Source organism: Hymenobacter profundi, from assembly GCF_019334315.1.
Classification (GTDB): Bacteria; Bacteroidota; Bacteroidia; order Cytophagales; family Hymenobacteraceae; genus Hymenobacter; species Hymenobacter profundi.
In genome coordinates, this window is sequence record NZ_JAHWGL010000071.1 from 1 (window position 1) to 20,466 (window position 20,466).

Sequence of the window (20,466 nt, forward strand, 5' to 3'; positions counted from 1 at the left end):
CTCACGTGTGAACAAGTCGTAATAACGAGTATCGTTCTCACGTGAGAAGGTCCTTCGCTGTGCTCAGGATGACAGCCATATTTTCACTCACCGCCTACCCCTCCCAGCCGGCTCTACCCAGCAGGGGCACGAAGCGGAACGTTTCGAACTCCTCGCGCACGAATTCTTCCTCGCTCTCGCGCACCACGCGCAGCATCCGCTGGCTTTGCGCGTCGCCTACCGGAATGACCAGCGCGCCGCCTACCCGCAGTTGGCGGAGTAGGGGGCGGGGGATGGTAGGCGAGCCGGCCGTTACGAGAATCTTGTCGAAGGGGGCGTGTGCGGGCAGGCCCAGCGAGCCATCGCCGCAGAACAGGTGCGCCGGCTGATGCATGGTGGCCAGGCGGCGGCGCGTGCGCTCAAACAGCACTTGGTTGTACTCAATGCTGAACACCTGGGAGGTGAGCTGGAGCAGCACGCAGCACTGGTAGCCCGAGCCGGTGCCAATTTCCAGCACCCGGTCGGTGGGCGCCAAGCGCAACAGCTGCGTCTGGTAGGCCACCGTATAGGGCTGCGAGATGGTCTGGCCTTCGCCGATGGGGAAGGCCTTGTCCTGGTAGGCGTGGGCCTGAAACGCAGGGTCAAAAAACTGATGGCGCGGCACGGCCAGCATGGCCGTGAGCACTTGCTCGTCGTGAATGCCTTTGCGGCGCAGCTCGGCCGCGAGGGCGCGTCGCTGGCCACGGTGCCGGTAGCTGTCGGAGTCCATAGCGGAAGGAAGAGGCCGGGCGATGTAGCGGGTTCCAGTGTATGCCCTACCTTTGTGCCCGGCCAGCCCGCAGGGCCAGGCTGGCGGCACGGGCTGCGAAACTACGGTTTCGACCCCACAAAACCGCTTTTTCCGCCTCACCTTTTCCTTTCTTTCCCTTGCTCCGAACTTTGCAGAAGCTTAAACTGGTGGCCGCCGACTTCGGCGCGGCGCTGCTGGCCTGGATCTGCTTCTTCCTGCTACGCAAGTACTTACTGAACGAAAGCAGCACAGGTTACCATCTCACAGCCGGAGTGTGGTTGTACTTATTTGGTTCAGCACTGCTCATTGCCTCCTTCTGGACCATTCTATACGCGCTCATCGGCGAATACCGCGATATTTTTCGCAAATCCCGCCTTACGGAGGTCATCCGATTGGGGCGCGTGTCGGTGGCGGGTGCCATGGTTATCTTCTTCGCGCTGCTACTCGACGACGAAGGGGTTAATAGTTACCAGCTGTATTATAAGACCATTACGGTTTATTTTCTGTTGCATTTTGTGCTCACGGCGGTGTTGCGTACCTGGGCTGTATCGAGCGTGCAGCGGCTGGTGCGCAGCGGCATTATCTCCTTCAATACTCTGCTGGTAGGGGCGCAGGCGCTGGCCCACGACACCTACCACGACCTGCGCCGGACGGGCCAGCACCTGGGGCTGCGACTGGTGGGGTTTGCGCAAGTAGGTGAGGAGCCCGATGCGCGCTTGGCCGCCGAGCTGCCGAGCGTAGGCTCCTACCAGGAACTGGTCAGCATCATCGCGGAGCAGAAGATAGAGCAGGTGGTTATTGCCATTGAGCCTTCCGAGCACCGCCTGATTCAGGATATTCTAACGCTTCTGCAAGGCGTGCCCGTGCGCATTAGCGTGCTACCCGACCTTTACCAGATGTTGCTGGGTTCGGTGAAAGTAAATCACTTGTTCGGGACGCCGCTCATCGAGATCAAGCATGATCTGTTGCCCGTGTGGCAAGCGGTGCTCAAACGTAGCGGCGACATAGGCTTGGCCATCAGCTTTCTGCTGCTGGCCTGGCCTATCTACCTATTCACGGCCCTGATGGTGAAGCTAACCTCTACGGGACCAGTGTTTTACGCGCAGGAACGCATTGGACGCCATGGGGAGCCGTTTCGGATCTATAAATTCCGCTCGATGGTGGTAGACGCCGAGAAAATGGGCCCCGCCCTCAGCTCTGATCATGACCCGCGCATTACGCGCTGGGGGCGTTTCATGCGCAAGGTGCGCCTCGATGAGCTGCCTCAATTCTGGAACGTACTAAAAGGCGACATGAGCGTGGTTGGCCCCCGCCCCGAGCGTCGGTACTACATTGAGCAAATTGCCAAAATAGCGCCCCACTACCGCCACCTGCACCGCGTGCGTCCTGGTCTTACCTCCCTGGGCCAAGTGAAGTATGGCTATGCCGAAACCGTTCCGCAGATGGTAGAACGCCTCAAGTTTGATATTCTCTACATCGAAAATATGAGCCTGGCTATGGACCTGCGGGTGCTCCTCTACACGCTTAAGATTATCGTGGAGGGTAGGGGGAAATGATTGTTGAACGAGACTGAAAAGCTGGGATAGGCGTATCAATCCAAACGTTCTGCCTCATCATCTGTTCTCATTTCATACAGTAGCACATCACCAATCAGCACATCAAATAACGTGTTTACCGGAATCATTGAAGCCCTGGGCACCATTGCCGCCGTGCGGCGCGAAGCAGCCAATATCCATTTTACGGTTGAATCGCCCTTTGCCGGGGAGCTGCAAATCGACCAGAGCGTGGCCCACGATGGCGTGTGCCTGACGGTGGTGGCTGTAGATGCCGCGGCCGGCACGCACACCGTCACGGCCATCGACGAGACGCTGCAAAAAACCAATCTGGCCAACTGGCAGCCCGGCCGCCGTGTGAACCTGGAGCGCTGCCTCTCGGCCAATGGCCGTTTCGACGGCCACATTGTGCAGGGCCACGTAGACCTGACCGCCGAGTGCGAATCGGTGGAGGACCAGAACGGTAGCTGGCGCTACCGCTTCCGCCACGCGCCCGGTCCCGGCCGCATCACCGTCGAAAAAGGCTCCATCTGCATTAACGGCACCAGCCTCACATGTTTCGATAGCACCGACGATGGTTTTTCGGTGGCCATCATTCCCTACACCTACGAGCACACCACTTTCCAAGACCTGCGCCCCGGCGACCGGGTAAATCTGGAGTTTGACATCGTAGGCAAGTACGTAGCCAAGCTGCTGGGTCGATAAAAACGCGAGGCCTACACTCAGCAGAGCGTAGGCCTCGGATATAATACAAGGGTAGCAGGAAAACCTTACTGCGCTGAAGGCGGCGGGGTCTTGGTACCCCAGGTTGTGTTGGGTTTGCTACCCATCGTAAACACCAGCTTGCCGCCCTGCATCAGCTCGTCGCGGTACAGCCAGCAGTTGTTGAGCGGCTTGCCATTCATCGTGGCCGACTGCACGTACACGTTTTCCTTGGAGGTGTTTTTGGCCTCAATGATGAGCTTTTTCTGGTTGCCGAGCTGAATGGTAGCCTTGCTGAAAATGGGGCTACCCAGTTCCACAATGGGGCGGGCATCGGTGAAGCCCTTCACATCAAACAAGCCCAGCGCCGTGATGACGTACCACGAGCCTAGTTGGCCCTGGTCCTCATCCTGCCCGTAGCCGTAGCCGTGAATGGGCTCGGTGCCGTAGAACTCGTTGCAGATCTGGCGGGTCCATTTCTGCGTGAGCCAAGGCTTGCCCGAGAAGTTGAACAGCCAGCTGATGTGCAGGCAGGGCTGGTTGCCGTGGTTGTAGATGGCGTTGACACCAGCAAAGGCATCGATTTCTTTGCCGCCCCCAAAGTCCGTTTTGGCCGAGGCCGTGAAGATGCTGTCGAGGCGGTTGTTGAACTTCTCGCGGCCCATGGCGTCAATCAGGCCCGCGGGGTTTTGCGGCACGTAGAAGGTGTACTGCATGGCGTTGCCCTCCTGAAAGCCGCGCCATGGCTCGTACGGTTTGAAATTGCTTACGAACGTGCCGTTGGCCAGCTTGGGCTGCATGAGCTTGTTCTGCGGGTTCAAAATCTCTTTCCAGCCGTTGGAGAGCTTAATCAGGCGCTCGTAATCATCCTTTTTGCCTAAAGATTTCGCCATTTGCGCGGCTGCAAAAGCACTATAGCTATACTCCAGGGTATGCGAATTAGAGAAATAAGCGCCCGTAGAATCCGTCTTGTACCACTCGCCTTTATACTCTTTATATTCCTCCTTGAAGGGCACGTAACCGTATTGGGTAAAGGCCTTCACGTCCATCTTGCCCGAGCCAAACGGGCGGTTGCGCCAGTTCAATTCGTTAGCCCGCACGGCCTGATAGGCCAGATTTACGTCGTAGTTGCGGATGCCAGTCTGGTAGGCGGCGGCAATGGCTAGGCCCACGAAGTTGGTGCCTACCCCCGATACGTACTGGCTGTTGGCCAGGCCATCGGCAAACCAGCCCCGGTCGCGATAGAGTTGCAGCTGGGTGTTCACGAAGCTACCGTACCACTCGGGGTAGGACAGTGCCCACAGCTGCGTGATGTTCCAGTAGCCGCCCCAAATGGCGTCGGTATTAATATACTCAGGCTTGGGGCCGCGGCCGCTAGTCACCAGCTTACCTGTTTTGCCGCCATGGCGGGGGTAGTCGCCGTTCACGTCGCTGGCAATGCCGCGGCCTAGCAGGGCGTGAAAGAGGCCGGTGTAGAACTTGGTCTTGTCCTGCTCATTGGGGCCTTCTACTGCGAGTTTGCCCAGCTCGCGCTGCCAGGTTGCCTGCGCGGCGGTGCGGGCCTGGTCAAAGGTCAGGGTGCGGGCTTCGGCTTGCAGGTTGGCCTTGGCATTGGCAATGGAAGTATAGGAGAGTCCTACCTTCATTTCGATTTTTTCCTGCGCAGCGGTTTGGTAGTTCAGCACTAAGCCCGCGCCTTTGCCGGTGGCTTCATTCTTCTTGCCCTGCGTGCCTGCGGCCGTAAAGGCCTCCACGCTCGCCGGCTGCTTGCTGATTTCGCCGTAGAAATACATGTTCACCTTGCCCTCGGGGTCGTAGGTTTTCACATACTTGGGGTAGGTGCTCACGAAGCCCTCCACGTGCGTAGCGTCCACCATCCGAATGCTGGCGTCGGTCACTTCCCCGCTCTCGCCCTGCGTGTTGCCGATGTCGAGGATGATATGGGCCTGATCGTTTTTGGGGAAGGTGTAACGGTGGAAGCCTACCCGCTTGGTGGCCGTCACCTCGGCCGTGACGTTGTAGTCGTCGAGCAGGACTTTGTAGTAGCCGGGCTCGGCCACCTGATTTTTGCGGTCGAAGCGCGAGCGGTAGCCGCTGGCGGGTTTGTCGAGGTCGCCGGGCTTCACGCGCAGCTCGCCTGTGGTGGGCATGAAGCTCACGCCGCCTACCTGCCACTCGTGGAAATGCACGAAGCCCTCGATGGAGTTTTGGCGGGTGTCGTAGCCCACGGCTTCCCAGCCCGACTTATTGCCGTAGTGGCCGTTGGTGGAGGGCGCCAGCTTGGCCATGCCGTAGGGCACAGCCGCCGGGGTGTAGAAAAACCACCGGCTGTGCGCCGTGCCGATGTTGGGATTTACGTACTTCAGTACGTTTTGCGCGCTGGCTTCGCTTATCGACAGCAGCAAGGCCAAGGGCAAAACGCCGGCAGAGAAAGACAGTTTCATATAAAGGGTAGTATTAATTTTCAAGAGTTGATCAAGCACATCAAGCTTGCGCTCAGCATGACGTGCTGTAAACTATTGCCAGCTGCGCTCGATTTCTTCCAGGGTCCGGCCCTTGGTTTCGGGCACGGCCCGCCACACAAAAAAGAAGGTGAAGGCCGACAGCACCGCGTAGAGCCCAAAAGCACCGCCTAAGCCGGCCACCTTCACCAGCGACAGGAAAGTGTAGGAGATAAGCGTACACGCTATCCAGAGGGCTACTGTGGCCAGGGAGGCGGCCCGGCCCCGCACCGCATTCGGGAAAATTTCGGTGATGACCACCCAAACGCCCGGCCCCAGGCCCACCGCAAAGCAGGCCACGTAGAGCATAATCAGCCCCAGCAACAGCGTGCCCGGTGCGTGCAGCTGCAAGGCTACCACCAATGCACCCAGCGCTAGCGCCATGCCCCCCGAGGCAAAAAGCAACAGCGGTTTGCGCCCTACCCGGTCAATCACGAATAGGGCTACGACCGTGCCCGCGAAGTTGATGCCTCCAATGAGCGCATTCGCCCCAATGGCCGACGAGGCGCTTTGTCCGTTGTACTCGGTGAAAATGATGGAGCCGTAGTAGAGAATGGTGTTGATGCCCGTGATTTGCTGCAATACGGCCAGCACCACCGCAATCCGTAGCGGCTGGCGCAGGCGCGGCTGGTATAGGTTGGCATCTTCGCCGCGCTCGGCTACCAAGGCAGCCTGGATTTCCTCGGCTTCGGCGGCTGCGGCTGCCGGTCCGTTGAGGCGGGTGAGCGTGCCCAGGGCCTCGGCCTCGCGGCCCCTACCCAACAACCAGCGCGGACTTTCGGGCACCAGCAGCAGCGTAAGCATGAACAGCAGCGAGGGCGCCGCCGCCGACGCAAACATCCAGCGCCACGATGCCAACCCTAAATCGGCCAGGTAGTAGCTAGCCACGTAGGCCAGCAGAATGCCCGTTACAATCGCCAACTGGTTCAACGTCACCAGCTTGCCGCGAATACGAGCCGGGGCAATTTCGGCAATGTAAAGCGGCACCAACAGCGAGGCTACCCCGATGGCGAGGCCACCGGCCAGCCGCGCTACCACAAACTCGGTGAGCGTGCGCGGTATTGCCGCCGCCAGCGCCGACAGCGTGAACAGCATAGCGGCCCCAAACAGCAAGCGACGACGGCCGTAGTGGTCGGTAAGCCAACCGGCTACGGCGGCGCCAGCCACGGCCCCAAACAAAATAGCGCTGGCCGCCAGCTCGGTTTGCGCATCCGTCAGGCCAAAGTCCTTCTTCAAAAAGACTAGGGCGCCGTTGATGATGGCCGTATCGAAGCCAAACAGCAAGCCGCCCAGCGCCGCTACGGTGGCAATCAGGTACACGTAGCCAGCACTACCGGCTGGGCCATCAGCAGCATGGCGAGGAGTAGGGCCTGGGGCAGCGGGTGTAAGCATCAGATGGTGGGTAGGTTAGGGTAAGGACTAGGGTAAAGCGGCGCTCTGCCGATAAATAAGCGTATTCGTAGAGGCCGGCCGCCTACCTTTCTAAATAGGCAGCGAGCAGGGTAGGCAGGTAGCGCACGGAGGCCGGGCGCCTCACACCAGCAGCACATCTATTCCTAGCGCGCGGAAAGGCGCCACTTGAGCCTCGGTCGCGCCGGTATCAGTGATGATTTGGTGCACATCCGTAGCGGGGCAGATAAGCGACGTTGCCACCGTGCCGAGCTTGGTGTGGTCAGCCACCACAATGCAGCGTTTTGCCTGGCGCACCATCACCTGAATCACGGCGGCTTCTTCGGGGTGCAGGGAGGTTAGTCCCTTCTGGGCGTCGATGCCATTGACACCGATAAAGAGCTTATCCACAAAGAATTGGCTGAGCGCCTGCACCGTAGCGGGCCCTACCACCGAAAACCAGCTACCCGTTAGGAAGCCGCCCGTCACGAACACGCGCACATCGTCGCGGTGGCTCAGCTCCATCGCCACGTTCACGGTATTGGTAATGACCGTCACGTTGGACCCCGGCCGCAGGCTGCGCGTCACTTGGGTAGTGGTGGTGCCGGCCGTGAGGGAAATCATTTCGCCCGTTTGGATAAGGCCCGCGGCAGCCAGTCCAATGCGGCGCTTCTCGGAGAGGTTGCGGTCAATTTGCTCGTGAAAGCTGGAGTTGTAGCGAAACGGCTCGTAAAGCAGCGGCTCCCGTGGCACCGCGCCGCCGTGCGTGCGTCGCAGCCAGCCCTGCTGCTCCAGCTCCGTCAGGTCGCGCCGTATGGTGGCCACCGACACGCCAAATTGCGCGGCCAGCTCCTCCACGACTACGGTGCCGGTATGGAGCATCTTTTCGACAATGGTTTGCGCACGGGTTGTAGCGGCGTTATCAGAAGTTTGTAAGTCAGACACAGTGAGTAGCGTTAGAGGTGAAAATGTGAAAGGTGAAATTGTAAAAGATTTCCCTTTCACTATTCAGCTGGCATTCCTCTTCTGGGGTAGCTGGGGATAGAAGCCTAACAGACACAGCGTTGTAGCTGGAAACTTCAGATTAGCTCTATGTCCGCACGTAGGCCTTCAGGGTAGCGCACTCCGTCCCAACTGCCGCGCCGTGGGGTCGGATGGTGTAGGCGCCTACCGCCGCGGGCACGATAAACGTCTCGGCGTAGTGCACCACGAAGGGCTCAAAGGCTCCCGTTGGGCTTTCGACGATGGCCTCCGTGCCCTGCACCAGGTTGAGGACCTGCACGCCACCGTGGGTGTGGTGCGGCACTACATCGGTGAACCAATGTCGGCGCGTTTCAATGAACTCGCGCTCGTGCAGGCCGGTGCGTTCCTCCCGCCAGCCGGAGCCGCTAGCCACGGGCTCTAGGTGGTTTACCAAGTTCTGCTCTACCCACGTGGTGGTGCGGTCGGGCTGAATGTTGGCCGCGCCGTGGGTGAGGTGGATGGGCCGGGGGCGGCCATCGAGGCCCAGCCGGTCCCAATCCCAGAGCTTGAAGGTAAAGATGTAGGGGGTAGCCGAAATTTCCAGCACCATCCCATTAGCGCCCGAGCAGTGAATGGTGCCCGCCGGAATCAGAAAATGGTCGTGCTTCTTGGCTGGAAACTCGTTGATGTATTTGGCTGCGGGAAAAGGTGCCGAGCTGTCGTCTTGGGCGCGCTGCAAATCGGCAAGCATCTCCGGGAAATCGGCCTCTTCCTTCATCCCCAAATACACTACCGCGCCCGGCTCAGCATCCAGCATGTAGTAGCTTTCATCCTGGGTGTAGGCTAGGCCAAACTTGTCGAAGGCGTACTCTGTGAGCGGGTGCACTTGTAAGGAGAGGTTGCCGCCGCCCATGGTATCGAGAAAATCGAAGCGAATAGGAAACTCGGTGCCGAAGCGCCCGTGCACGGCCTCGCCCAGCAGCTCGCGGGGGTGAGCAAACACCAGGTCGATGCTCGGAATTTCCACGCGCGCGTCGCCGAAGCCCAGCAGCAGCGAGTTTTCCTCGGGCACGCAGTCGAAGCCCCAGGCGTAGTTGGGCGGGCCGTCGGGTAGGTCGCAAACTTCGCGCAGCCACTGCCCACCCCACACACCGGGGTCGAAAAACGGCACCACCCGGAACGGCCGCCGCACGGCGGCCGCCAGCCCGGCTTGCAGGTCGGCGCCCGTAATGAGTTTGGGTAGGGTAAGGTCGTTGGTGTCGAGCAGGAAGTCGGCGCGGGGTAGGACTTGCTTTTTCAGGCGGTCGGCCGCCCGCCAATCCACAAAATACGCCCGTTTGTACTTCAAGCTGGCTTTTTCGGTGAAGTTGTCGCTGCCTAGGTTGGCAATTTCGTTGCGCCGCTGCCGTAGCTGAATCTCCCAACGGGCCAGGTCGGCATAGACTACAATAGCGGGGGTAGGGCATACCAAAGTGGCCCCGGTTCCTACAATTACCACCAACTGACCCGCTGCCGAAGCCAGTGCCGCTTGCGCCGCCTGAAGTTTCGACGGGTCAAAAAAGTCAGTCACCGTCAGGCCATTGAGCCGACCGAAAACGGGGTCGTCGGTGAGCGGGCCGGCCACCATGGCGTCGATGTCGGCGGGGGAGCGGTAGAGGTCATCGGCTACCAAGCACTGCGCCGGCTGCAAGGCCTGCACGAGTTCTTGTTGGAGTTGCTTGAGGTCGGTGCCGGGGTAGCATTCCACGGCGAGCACCAGGGGTTGGTCGGGGGCAGTAGGCGCGGCGGGTAGGGCCGCTCGCAGTGCTTCAGTAATAGCCGGCCAGTCGGTTTGGCAAGCATCTGGCCTCGCGGCGACCGGTACAAAGGGAAACTTATCGTAGTTGGAAGAGCGCATAAAAGGCAGCAACAGGGGTAGTGCAGGGCCGCGCATTACACCCTTAAAAGCTGATGCGCGGTCTAGTGTCATCGCGTGCCGACGTATGGTGCCGACCAATTAGCGGTGATTTTGTCGCTGCTATATTAAGAATAATATGATCGTTTTGATAGTAAACGATCAAAATAACTTGCGTGCTTTACTATATAATGCTCATTTAGCCGGTGTTACTCCCCACTGTTCGTTGGGATGAGGACCCATCACGAGAACCAATGAGCCGCCTTTCAATAGCTCTGTCGCCGGAAACTGAAAGGACTGCAACGGCTTGCCATTGAGCATGGCGGCCTGCACGTAGAGGTTGCGGCGGGAAGCACCCTTGGCCTCAATGGTAAACTTGCTACCCCGCCCGAACCGTTGCCCCAGGTCGATATCAACTTTAGAGTACAGCGGGCTGCCAATCTCGTACATCGGCGCGGCGCTGGTGCCGCCATCGGTTTGAAACAAGCCCAGGGCTGCCATCACCAGCCATGCGCTCATCTGGCCCTGGTCTTCGTCGCCGAGGTAGGCGTTGCCCACGCCGTAGCCGTAGTAGCGCTCCAGAATCGAACGGCTCCATTTCTGGGTAGACCAGGGCTTGCCCGCCCAGTTGAACAAAAAGGCAAAGTGCATCGACTGCTGGTTGCCCTGCACCACGGGGTAGTTCCAGTATTGGTCGTTCAGGCCATTGTAGCGCCACGGCTCACTTTCGCGAAAGCCCCATTCCAGCCGGTCAATGAAAGTTTGCCTACCCACTTTCTTGATCAATGCGGGCACATCCTGGGGCACGAAAAACGTGAGCTGCCAGGCGTTGCCCTCCACGTATTGCTCGTTGGCGCCGCTGCGGAACGGGTCGAAGGCTTTCGTCCAAGTGCCGTTGCTGAGTTTCGTGTGGCTGTAGCCGGCGCTGTCTATCGTGTTTTGCCACCAATAGCCACGGTCGTTAAATTTCTGATGAATAGCGGACTGGTTGAGCGACTTGGCCAATTGTCCTACCGTCCAATCATCGAAGGAATACTCCAATGAGTTGGAAAAGCGGCCTTTGTCGGAGGGCACGTAGTGGTAATGCTCGTAAGCCACTAGGTCGCGGTTGCCGGCAAAGCCCGTGAACACCTTTTGGGCTGGGGTGGTCTGCATTTTCACCGCGGCCGCCAGCACCTTGTTCGCGTCGAAATCCCGAATGCCCATCTGGTAGGCAGCTACCATCTGCGGAATTTCGTGCTCGGCCACCATCACCGGAATGTAGTTCATGCCGGCCGGACCCTTCGCCAGCCAGCCGTAGGCGTCGTAGAGGGCCAGTTGCGACCGTACCCAGCGGCTGCTCCACTCCGGCGTGACGAGGTTCCACACTTGGTTCAGATTCCAGAAGGTGTTCCAGAACGCATCACAGCCCAGCGCCACATCGTCGTCGGGGTGGGGTAGGCGGTGCACCTGGCCGTCGGTGCCGCGCCAGTCGCCGTTGGCGTCGCTCCAGGTGTTGCGGCTGCAAATGGAGCGATACAGGGCGTTGTAGAACCGCATCTTTTCCAGCCGGTTGGTGGTGGTGATCTGCACGCGGTTGAATAGCTCGTTCCACGTATCGAGCTGGTGCTGGCGGATGGCCTCGAAGCGCCAGCCGAACGGAGTGGTCACTTCGGTCTGCAGGTTTTGGGCCGCATTGGCAATGCTCACCAGCGAAATGCCGGACCGCACCTGCACTACGGGATGCTGCTTGGCGTCGAACTCGGCAAACAAGCCGGCGTCTTTCAAGTCTTTGCCAGTGAAGGTGGTGCCGTATTGAATCTGGTTGTTGCGCCAGCCGCCGAGCCGCTTGATCGGCTGATCGAACTCAACCACAAAATGCAGCGTGTAGTCCTGGGCCGCGTCGTTGCTCCACACACCGGGCGAAAACTGATGAATGCTGCCTTCGAGGCGGTTTGCACTCACTTGCTTCACCTGCACTTCCTTCAACTGATACTCGTACTCCGACGGAATGTGAAAGTCGAGCAGCACGCGGGCACTGTCGCGGTCGGCGGGAAACGTGAACCGCTCGAACCCGCAGCGGGTGGTAGCCGTCACTTCCGCCTTAATGCCATAATCGGCCAACTGCACCGCGTAGTAGCCAATGGGGGCCTTTTCCGTTTTCTTCTCAATGCGCGAACGGTAGCCCGATGCGGGCCGCAGCTCATCGCCGATGCTGGTCTGGAGCTTGCCGTTGGTAGCAAATACGCCGAGGCCGGCCATCGTCCACTCGTGGATGTGGCTGAAGGTACCCACGCTTTCATAGGTAGGCTGGTAGCCTGCTTGCCACCCGCTGTTCTGGTTATCGGGGCTCATCTTCACCATGCTAAACGGCATCCACGGCCCCGGCGCAATCATCCACCGGGAGTGGGCCGTGCCCATGCGGGTATCCACGTAGTCGGCCAGGGTTTGCTCTTTTTGGGGTGCCCGCTGCACCACGCCTTCCTGCACCACTTTCCCGTTTTCCAGAATCCTGTATTTACTTTGGGTAGGAACGGTTACGGCGGGCATCGGGGCTTCAAACTCGTACGCGCCCTTTTCTACTGGCTCTCTGAAAATGGTTTGGCCGTCCAGCTGTACGCTTAGGGTAGGCGTGCCCGCCACGTGCTGCACATTCACCAGCAGCGGCTGCCGACGCTTCCCATCGGCGGCTAACTCGTACGGAGCAGGTGTTACAGAGCGCACGAAAAGCTGTTGGGGGCGTTGCACCGTCACGCCCGATGGACCAAGCAAACTCACCTGGTCAAAAAGAATCCATGAGCCTTCCGTAACGGTGATAGTGACTTGGTTGCCACCCGCTTGCAGGACGCCTTTATCCAGCGGAATTTCGATGACTTTGGGAGTGGCCTTGACCAGATTACCGCTGATAGAGGCCGTATCAGCGGGGCTTTCGGTCATCGTGGGCCGGCGCTGTTGGCGCACGTCGTACCCCGCGGCGCTTAGTTGGATTCGTTCTTCCTGCCCATTGATGCTGACATGCAGCAGCGGCAAAAACGTTTTAGTGTAGTCTGCTAATCGAATGACGAGTTTGTAGCTACCCGCAGCGGGCAACTTCTTCAGGGCAAACAGAAGGTTCACCTGGTTGGTGCGCCAGCCGGCGGTACTCCAGGTGCCGCCCCACGTGTCTACCGGCCCCGGCAGCACGTACGGGAAATCCTGCTTTTCCTGGGAAGCCCCAATGAAAAAGCACTTGTCTTCGTAGCCAAAATCCTGTCCCACAAACTTGCGAAAACCAGCCGGCGCCAGGGCAAATTCTGCCCCCGATTGATCGGCTTTGCCTACTTGCCAGAGTGTGCGCTCCGGTTGTTGCGCGTGGGAAGGGGCCGCTACGCTCAAAAGCAGCAGTAGCCAAAAAAGTGTTTTCGTCATGCCTATCGTGCCAAAGGAAGGGGCAGAAGATAAGCAGAAGTCAGAGGAAACAACGAAGATGCGGTTGATAATCACCCGGTTTCTCCGCGAGCGGGCGTAGGGGCCGCACTGTGAACAAGCGCGTGCGGCCCCTAAGGCTCTACCTGGTTCGGGCCATAGTATGCGGCCACCACCGCGCCGCGCCCCATTTATATAGCTCGGCGCAGCCCCAGGCCGTGAGACTGCCCAGCGTGGCGCCGGCCACCACATCGGAAGGGTAGTGGGCGCCCAGGTAGATGCGGCTGTAACACACCACCACGGCCCAGGCCAGCGTGAGCCACTTGGCCAGGCGGTAGCGTGCAGGTAGCACCAGCCACAGAAAAATTACCAGCGCAAACGAGTTGGCCGCATGCGACGACAAAAAGCCAAACTGCCCGCCGCAGCCGTTCACCAGGTTTAAGGTAGTCGATACCTGCGGGTCATGGCAGGGACGCAGGCGGGCAAAGTAGGGCTTAAACAAGCGGCTGGAAATCACATCGGCCAGCGCCACGCTCAGGCCCAGCAGCGGCAGCAGCAGCAGGGCACGGCGCTGGTAAAGGTAGCCCAGCACCACCACCAGCACAAAGTACGCTGGAAACCACACGAAGCGTTCCGAAAAAAACACCATCCACTTATCCAGCGCGGGCGAGTGGTGCAGGTTGATGGCGATAATCAGCCACCGGTCTAAGGCGCGCAGCTGTTCAAGCAAGGGAATCGGCGTTTGGGGTAGAAGAAACCCAATCGACACCCTTACGCAGCCAAGCGAGGGTAGCAGCCTCCGGCGAGCCGGGCGCGGGCACACGGTTGTAGTGCCACTCGGCGCGGGGCGGCATACTCATCAGAATGCTCTCGGTGCGGCCACCGGTTTCCAGGCCGAAGCGCGTGCCCCGGTCAAAAGCCAGGTTGAACTCGGCGTAGCGGGCGCGGCGCACTAGTTGCCACTGCGTTTCGGCCGAGCCATAAGGTAGGGCCTGGTTCTGGCGCATCAGCTCGGTGTAGGTAGGGCCGAACAGGTTGCCCACGTCCTGCACAAAGGCAAACAGCGCGTCTGCTGAGCCATCTTTGCCCACCGTGAGGCGGTCAAAGAAGATGCCGCCCACGCCGCGCGTTTCCTGGCGGTGGGGTAGGAAAAAGTAGTCGTCGGCCCACTGCTTGAAGCGGGGGTAGGAGGCCACCTCGTGGCGCTGGCACACGGCCTGTATCTGTTCGTGAAACCAGCGGGCCTGCGCTTCGTCCACGTAAATCGGGGTTAGGTCGAGGCCGCCGCCGAACCACGCCTGCCCGTCGCCGGCCTCGAAGTAGCGCACGTTCATGTGGGCAATGGGCACGCGGGGGCTGCGCGGGTGCAGCACCACCGACACGCCCGTGGCGAAAAACGCCGGATTGGGCATGTGCAGCAGTTGGGCCGCCTGGGTGCTCATCTCGCCCGCTACTGCCGAAAACGCCACGCCGGCCTTCTCCAACACCGCGCCCTCGGTGAGCACGCGGGTGCGGCCGCCGCCACTCTGGTGGTGCTGCCAGGCATCGGTCAGGAACTCGCCAGTGCCGTCGGCCTGCTCCAACTGCTGGCACAGGCGGTCCTGGAAATCACGCATCCAGCTTTCCACGGTGGCGCGAAAAGTAGGGGTGGCAGGGGTAGGGGAAACGAGGGGAGAAGCAGACAAAAGCGCGGTGGATTGAGCCAAAAGAACGCGACGCGAAGAAACGTGCCGCTTGAGCCGGCAAAAATACGTACAAAACCTGCCCCGCAGGCACTTTTCGCCCAAAGCCGTACTTTCGCTTTTTCCTACCCTACCTGCATGACCACCCAGCCCGCCCCGTTTTCCGACCCTGCTTCCCCGTTCACCGTTCCCCGCCCGGATACCCAGATGCGCGCCTACCGCCTGATGCACACGGCCGCCGAGCTGGCGCGTCTTTACGAAGAAAACAAGGCCGTAACGGCCCGCTACGTGCACGCCACCGCCCGCGGCCACGAGGCCGTGCAACTGGCCGCCGCCTTCCACCTGCGCCCCACCGACTACGCCGCCCCCTACTACCGCGACGATGCCCTGCTGCTGGGCCTGGGCCTGGCGCCCTACGAGCTGATGCTGCAACTGCTGGCCAAGCGCGACGACCCCTTTTCGGGTGGGCGTACGTACTACGGGCACCCCTCGCTGCGCCGGGAGGGTTTCCCCGTTATTCCGCACCAAAGCTCGGCCACCGGTATGCAGGCCATTCCAGCCACCGGCATGGCGCACGGTATCAAGTATCTGGAAAGCCAGGGCCTGTTGAAAACCGCCGACCAGCGCCCCGTGGTGCTGTGCTCCATCGGCGACGGAGCCATGACCGAGGGGGAGGTGAGCGAGGCCCTGCAAATGGCTGTGCTGCACCAGCTACCCGTTATTTTTCTGGTGCAGGACAACGATTGGGGTATTTCGGCTACCGGCCGTGAGATGCGCGCCATGAATGCCTACGAGTTTGCGGCTGGCTTCAAGGGGCTGCATCGCCTGAAGATTGACGGGGCCGATTTTGCCGTGTCCTACGCCGGGCTGGCCGCCGCTTTTGCCCACGCCCGCGACACCCGCGGGCCGGTGCTGGTGCACGCTACTTGTCCGCTGCTGGCCCACCACACCAGCGGCGTACGGCGCGAGAAATACCGCGGCGACAATCTCGCCCAGCACGAACCCCACGACCCACTCCCGCGTCTGCATCGCCAGCTGCTGGATATGGGCCTGGCCACCGAAGCTGAACTGGACGACTTGGCCGCCCAGGCCCGCACGACGGTAGACGACGACTACCAGCGCGCTTTGCAAGCCGCTGACCCCGACCCCGCTACCTTCGCCGACCACGAGTTTGCCCCGCCCGCCGTGACCGAGGAAGCCGGTGAGCGGAGCCCCGCCGGTGCCGAGAGAGTAACAATGGTAGACGCCGCCTTGCACGCGGTAGACGATATTTTGCGGGAGTTTCCAGAGGCGCTCTTCTACGGGCAGGACGTGGGCGGCGCCTTGGGTGGTGTGTTTCGGGAGGCGGCGCTGCTGGCCCAGAAGCACGGCGCTCAGCGGGTGTTCAATACGCCCATTCAGGAGGCCTATATTGTGGGCAGCACGGCCGGCATGTCGGCCGTAGGTGCGAAGGCCATTGTTGAAATTCAGTTTGCTGACTATATCTGGCCGGGCCTGAATCAGCTGGTAGAGGAGCTGTCGAAATCATGCTACCTGTCCAACGGTCAGTTTCCGGTGCAGAGCCTGATTCGGGTGCCGGTGGGCGCCTATGGGGGCGGGGGGCCTTACCACTCGGGCTCGGTGGAAAGCACGCTGCTCAACATTCGGGGCATCAAGGTGGTCTACCCCAGCAACGCGGCCGATATGAAGGGCCTGCTGCGTGCCGCCTTCCTCGACCCAAATCCGGTGGTGTTGCTAGAACATAAAGGGCTATACTGGAGCAAAGTACCGGGTACTGAAGATGCCCGTACCCCTGAGCCAGCTGCCGGCTACGTGCTACCCCTGGGCCAGGCCGCCATTGCCCAACCCGCCGACCCTGAGCAGACGCGCCGAGGCGCTACCTGCGTGGTCATCACCTACGGTATGGGCGTGTACTGGGCCAAAGCCGCCAGCCAGCAGTTTCCTGGCCGCGTCGAAATCCTGGACCTGCGCACGCTCAATCCCCTGGACTATGAGGCGGTGGAACGGGCAGTGCGCCAGCACAGCAAAGTGCTGGTGCTCACCGAAGAGCCCCTGCTCAACTCCTTCGCCGAAAGCCTCGCAGGCCGCATCCAGCGCACCTGCTTCCAGCACCTCGACGCGCCAGTGTTTACCCTGGGCGCTGCCAACCTTCCCGCTATTCCGCTGAATGTAGCGTTGGAGAACCAAATGCTTCCCAACGCTGAAAAAGTAGCTAAAACGCTGGGCGAGTTGCTGGGGTGGTAGCGAGGAGTGAGTACAAAACGGCTGTCATCCTTCGTAAGCGCAGGATGACAGCCGTTTTGTACTCACTCATTCATTAGAACGGATAGCCAATACCCAGGTTAAATGCTGTTTGGCGGGCGCCGAAGCCGAAGTTGCGAATCACCCATCGGTTGCCGGGGTAAGTGGGGTCGTAGACTTTGGTGGCTATGTCGAGGCGCAGAATAAGGAAGGTGAAGTCGAAGCGCAGACCAAAGCCCGAGCCCACGGCAAACTCTTTGTAAAAGCGGTTGAACGCAAACTGAGCGTTTTTATAATCCGGATTTGTTTCAATGCGAGACTCGTCGGCATGCAATAGCCAGACGTTGCCAAAGTCTGTGAATACAGCACCATTAATAAAGCTATACAGCGGAAAACGGTATTCTACGTTGCCTTCTAACAACAACTCGCCGGGTTGTTCTTGTGCTAGGTTTTGCTTGCCGTTGATCAAAGTAGAGAAGGAGCCTGGGCCTAAGCGACGCGGTGCCCAGGCCCGTACACTGGAACTGCCCCCGGCAAATACAAATTTATCGTAGGGTATAATCAGACCAGTTTGTTGCTCATCAGAGCCGGGTGGGTAGTAGGTGGTAGGGGTAAGAGCCCGTGCCGCGCCCACATTGAAGCGGTAAACGAAATACGATTTTGAATCCAGCTTGATATAGCGACGATAATCCGCGCTGAAACGGGCGAAGTTGAATACGTTCAGGTCCGGAAAAACCGCCTGATAGATCTTACGCGTGAGGCCACCTACCTCCGCATACAACCGTAAGTAGCGGGCGTCGCGGGTTTCATTAAAATCGTTGGAGTTGTAGAGGGAAGTGAAGTTGATGCTGGGTACCAACTGCCGCGTAAAGCTCTGGATTAGCGGAAAACCTTGGTTTGATAGCTCTTGTAAGTTTGCTAAGAACGCCGGATCAATTGAGTTAAAGGGCGTATTCACGATGCTCAAATCAGCAGGCGTGAATACGTACTGGTGAAACTCAGAGCGCTGCCAGATATAGTCGTACGTAGCCTCGGCGTTGGTGCGGGTGTACTGCGGCCGGCTAACGAAGGTATACGAAGCGTTGATGCGCGTACGTGGATTATATTGTACCAGGTAGCGCTGGGGCCGGAAGGGAATAATGAACTGCGGAATCACCAGGTTCACGTTGCCGCCAATTTGGGTCGTGAGTACCGCATCTGGGTTACCGCTGGTTTCATCGTCGGTACTGGCAATGTTATACTGCCCCTCGAAGCCCGAACGGATGCCAAATTCCAAGACCTCGGCCCCACCAAACGGGTTGCGCACGCGCAGGCGCACGTTGGCAAAGGGCCCTACCAAGCCGCTCACGTAAGTGCCGCCAAACTCAGTGGTTTCTTGAAATTTTTTGGCTGGTGAGGCATTCACAATGGCCGCCAGCTGGCCCCGCACCGAGTCGGCCAGTGTGTTCGACTGGCGGGGTAGGCGGCGGTAATTCACCGTGTTGAAACGGAACATATCCAGCGTACCCAACTGCCGCTGCGTGAGCAGCGTGTTGGCCAGGCTGTAGTGGTCACCGGGACGTACTTCCAGCTTATTATCCAAAATACGCGGCCGAATTTTGTGCTCGTAGGCTAAAAACTTCACCGAGTCGCGCACGATAGTGTCGCGCGCTACCCCGAAGCGGACAATGCCGGCATCGGAAATAAAGCTCACGCGCTCAATGGTGTACAGGCGGTGCGATTGGCCGGGTGCTGGATCGGCAACGAAGGTGCGCAGGCGCACGGTGGTCGGCGCAAAGCTGGTATCGGCTTCCAGGGTGATGTACTGCTCCCGAAAGTCGTAGTAGCCTGCGTTTTTCAGCAACGTTTCAAGCCGGGTGCGCTCCTGCCCAATCACTTCCTCGTCGTACTGGTCGCCCACATGTAGCAGCGACTGTGGGCGGGAAGCTAGTATCCGCCGCTCCACGGCCGTGTCGGGGATGGTGTAATCGAGCTGGGTGTAGTGAAAGGGTAGGCCCTCGTGCACGTGGTAGGTTACGGTCACGCGGCGGTCCTCCACCGTGTCGGTGGCGTATACGCTGCTGCGGAAGAAGCCCTTGGATTTCAGGAAGATATCGAGCTGCGTGACCGTTTGGCGCGTGAGGGCCGTATCGTAGACCACCGGCGGTTCGCCAATGCGCATAATGGAGTTACCCTTTTCGAGCTTCTGCTGAAAGCGGCGGTTGCGCCGCTCCCGCTTCTGCGTGAGCTTGGCTACCTCCACCGAGTCGGGTCGGGCCTCAGCAATGAGTTGGTTGTAGCGCTCCAGGTCCTCGTTGAGCTTGCGCCGGACCTTTGTCGAATCATAAAAATTCGTCCCCAGCTGATAGATGAGTAGCTTTGGGATGGGAAAGCGGGAATTGGGCTGCTGCTGATAGAGCGTTTGCATGCGCTCGGCGTCGGCCTTGTCTACCCCCTTCAACTCAATCTCATTCAGCAGGTTCTGGCCGGGCGGCAGCAGCTTGGTAGGTGCGCAGCCAACCAGGGCCAGCAGCAGCCAGCACACGAGCAATAGGCGCCGCCAGAGCTGGCTGGCCCCAAGCGTATTAACGAATAACGATGGTTTCAAAAGCAGTAGCGAAATATGTGCACGCCCTGCACCAAAAAAAATACCGGTTGCGGCACGGCGCTTTTCTGGTAGAAGGAGGCAAAAGCGTTCTGGAGCTGCTAAGTTCCACACTTCTGACCGAACGGTTGTTCGTGACGGCGGAGTTTGCGGCAAAAATTTCGCCATTCCCGCCTCAGGTACCCGTGGAGGTGTTATCGGCGGAGGAACTGACCCGCCTGGGTACGTTGGCTACCAACCAAACGGCGCTGGCCGTAGCCCGCCTGCCCCAGGAGTCGCCTTTGCCCACAGTGCCCGGCTTGCTCTTGGCGCTCGACGAAGTGCGCGACCCCGGCAACCTGGGCACCCTCATCCGCCTGGCCGACTGGTACGGCCTGCCCGGCGTGGTATGCTCCGATACCTGCGCCGACCCGTGGAGCCCCAAAACGGTGGCCGCTACCATGGGCTCGTTCACCCGCGTGCCCGTGTGGCAGCGCGACCTGCCCCAGTGGCTCGCTTCCCTACCCCCCGAGATGCCCGTTTACGGCGCCGACCTGCACGGCGATAATGTGCACCACCTCCGGTTGCAGCCCCAAGGCGTGCTGGTGATGGGCAGCGAAAGCCACGGTCTCACGCCGGCTGTGGAGCAGTGCCTCACCAAGCGCCTGCACATCCCTGGGCGTGGCCAAGCCGAGAGCCTAAACGTGGCCATTTCAGCAGCCATCCTGCTGGACAATTTCTTCCGGGCGGGGTAGGGAATTGACTGAGGCGTTACGAAAAAAGGCCGTCATGCTACGCTTGCGCTCAGTATGACGGCCTTTTTAG

13 protein-coding genes are annotated in these 20,466 nt (G+C 59.8%); 4 read left to right on the forward strand and 9 right to left on the reverse strand.

The features are described from left to right. Positions 1-94: 94 nt before the first annotated feature. Positions 95-748, reverse strand: coding sequence for a protein-L-isoaspartate(D-aspartate) O-methyltransferase (locus tag KYK14_RS15340; protein WP_219160012.1), 654 nt, complete (start codon positions 746-748; stop codon positions 95-97). 170 nt (positions 749-918) lie between these two features. On the opposite strand from KYK14_RS15340, the gene KYK14_RS15345 reads away from it, so the two are divergent. Together KYK14_RS15345 and KYK14_RS15350 are read left to right on the forward strand one after the other, a co-directional pair. Beyond that, entirely contained in the window at positions 919-2,325 is a 1,407-nt protein-coding gene (locus KYK14_RS15345) for a sugar transferase (RefSeq protein ID WP_246601872.1), read from the forward strand. 111 nt (positions 2,326-2,436) lie between these two features. After that, positions 2,437-3,027 (forward strand): riboflavin synthase, encoded by a 591-nt coding sequence (locus KYK14_RS15350; RefSeq protein WP_219160017.1) that lies wholly within the window; start codon positions 2,437-2,439, stop codon positions 3,025-3,027. Positions 3,028-3,092: 65 nt separating this feature from the next. On the opposite strand, the gene KYK14_RS15355 is transcribed toward KYK14_RS15350, so the two are convergent. From KYK14_RS15355 to hemF, 7 genes are all read right to left on the reverse strand, one after another. Continuing rightward, positions 3,093-5,468 (reverse strand): GH92 family glycosyl hydrolase, encoded by a 2,376-nt coding sequence (locus KYK14_RS15355; protein ID WP_219160019.1) that lies wholly within the window; start codon positions 5,466-5,468, stop codon positions 3,093-3,095. Between the two features lie 72 nt (positions 5,469-5,540). Continuing rightward, a complete protein-coding gene (locus tag KYK14_RS15360; protein ID WP_219160021.1) occupies positions 5,541-6,917 on the reverse strand; it encodes a sugar porter family MFS transporter in 1,377 nt (458 codons plus the stop codon). Positions 6,918-7,058: 141 nt separating this feature from the next. Beyond that, positions 7,059-7,859 carry a DeoR/GlpR family DNA-binding transcription regulator gene (locus KYK14_RS15365; RefSeq protein WP_219160023.1) on the reverse strand — a complete coding sequence of 267 codons (801 nt, stop codon included), beginning with the start codon at positions 7,857-7,859 and terminating at the stop codon, positions 7,059-7,061. Positions 7,860-8,004: 145 nt separating this feature from the next. Beyond that, positions 8,005-9,774, reverse strand: a complete 1,770-nt coding sequence (locus tag KYK14_RS15370) for a class I mannose-6-phosphate isomerase (protein ID WP_219160025.1) — start codon at positions 9,772-9,774, stop codon at positions 8,005-8,007. Positions 9,775-9,966: 192 nt separating this feature from the next. Further along, positions 9,967-13,158, reverse strand: a complete 3,192-nt coding sequence (locus tag KYK14_RS15375) for a GH92 family glycosyl hydrolase (protein ID WP_219160027.1) — start codon at positions 13,156-13,158, stop codon at positions 9,967-9,969. A gap of 139 nt (positions 13,159-13,297) precedes the next feature. Further along, positions 13,298-13,885, reverse strand: coding sequence for a phosphatase PAP2 family protein (locus tag KYK14_RS15380; protein ID WP_219160029.1), 588 nt, complete (start codon positions 13,883-13,885; stop codon positions 13,298-13,300). Beyond that, positions 13,878-14,840 carry an oxygen-dependent coproporphyrinogen oxidase gene (gene hemF, locus KYK14_RS15385; protein WP_281421354.1) on the reverse strand — a complete coding sequence of 321 codons (963 nt, stop codon included), beginning with the start codon at positions 14,838-14,840 and terminating at the stop codon, positions 13,878-13,880. The genes KYK14_RS15380 and hemF overlap by 8 nt, the downstream gene beginning before the upstream one ends. A gap of 135 nt (positions 14,841-14,975) precedes the next feature. On the opposite strand from hemF, the gene KYK14_RS15390 reads away from it, so the two are divergent. After that, entirely contained in the window at positions 14,976-17,081 is a 2,106-nt protein-coding gene (locus KYK14_RS15390; protein ID WP_219160031.1) for an alpha-ketoacid dehydrogenase subunit alpha/beta, read from the forward strand. 73 nt (positions 17,082-17,154) lie between these two features. On the opposite strand, the gene tamL is transcribed toward KYK14_RS15390, so the two are convergent. Continuing rightward, positions 17,155-19,665 carry a translocation and assembly module lipoprotein TamL gene (tamL, locus tag KYK14_RS15395; protein ID WP_219160033.1) on the reverse strand — a complete coding sequence of 837 codons (2,511 nt, stop codon included), beginning with the start codon at positions 19,663-19,665 and terminating at the stop codon, positions 17,155-17,157. On the opposite strand from tamL, the gene KYK14_RS15400 reads away from it, so the two are divergent. Then, the gene (locus KYK14_RS15400; protein ID WP_219160035.1) at positions 19,656-20,396 is read left to right on the forward strand and encodes an RNA methyltransferase; all 741 of its coding nucleotides are present in this window, start codon (positions 19,656-19,658) and stop codon (positions 20,394-20,396) included. The two genes, tamL and KYK14_RS15400, sit on opposite strands and share 10 nt — an antisense overlap. The last annotated feature ends 70 nt before the right edge of the window (positions 20,397-20,466 follow it).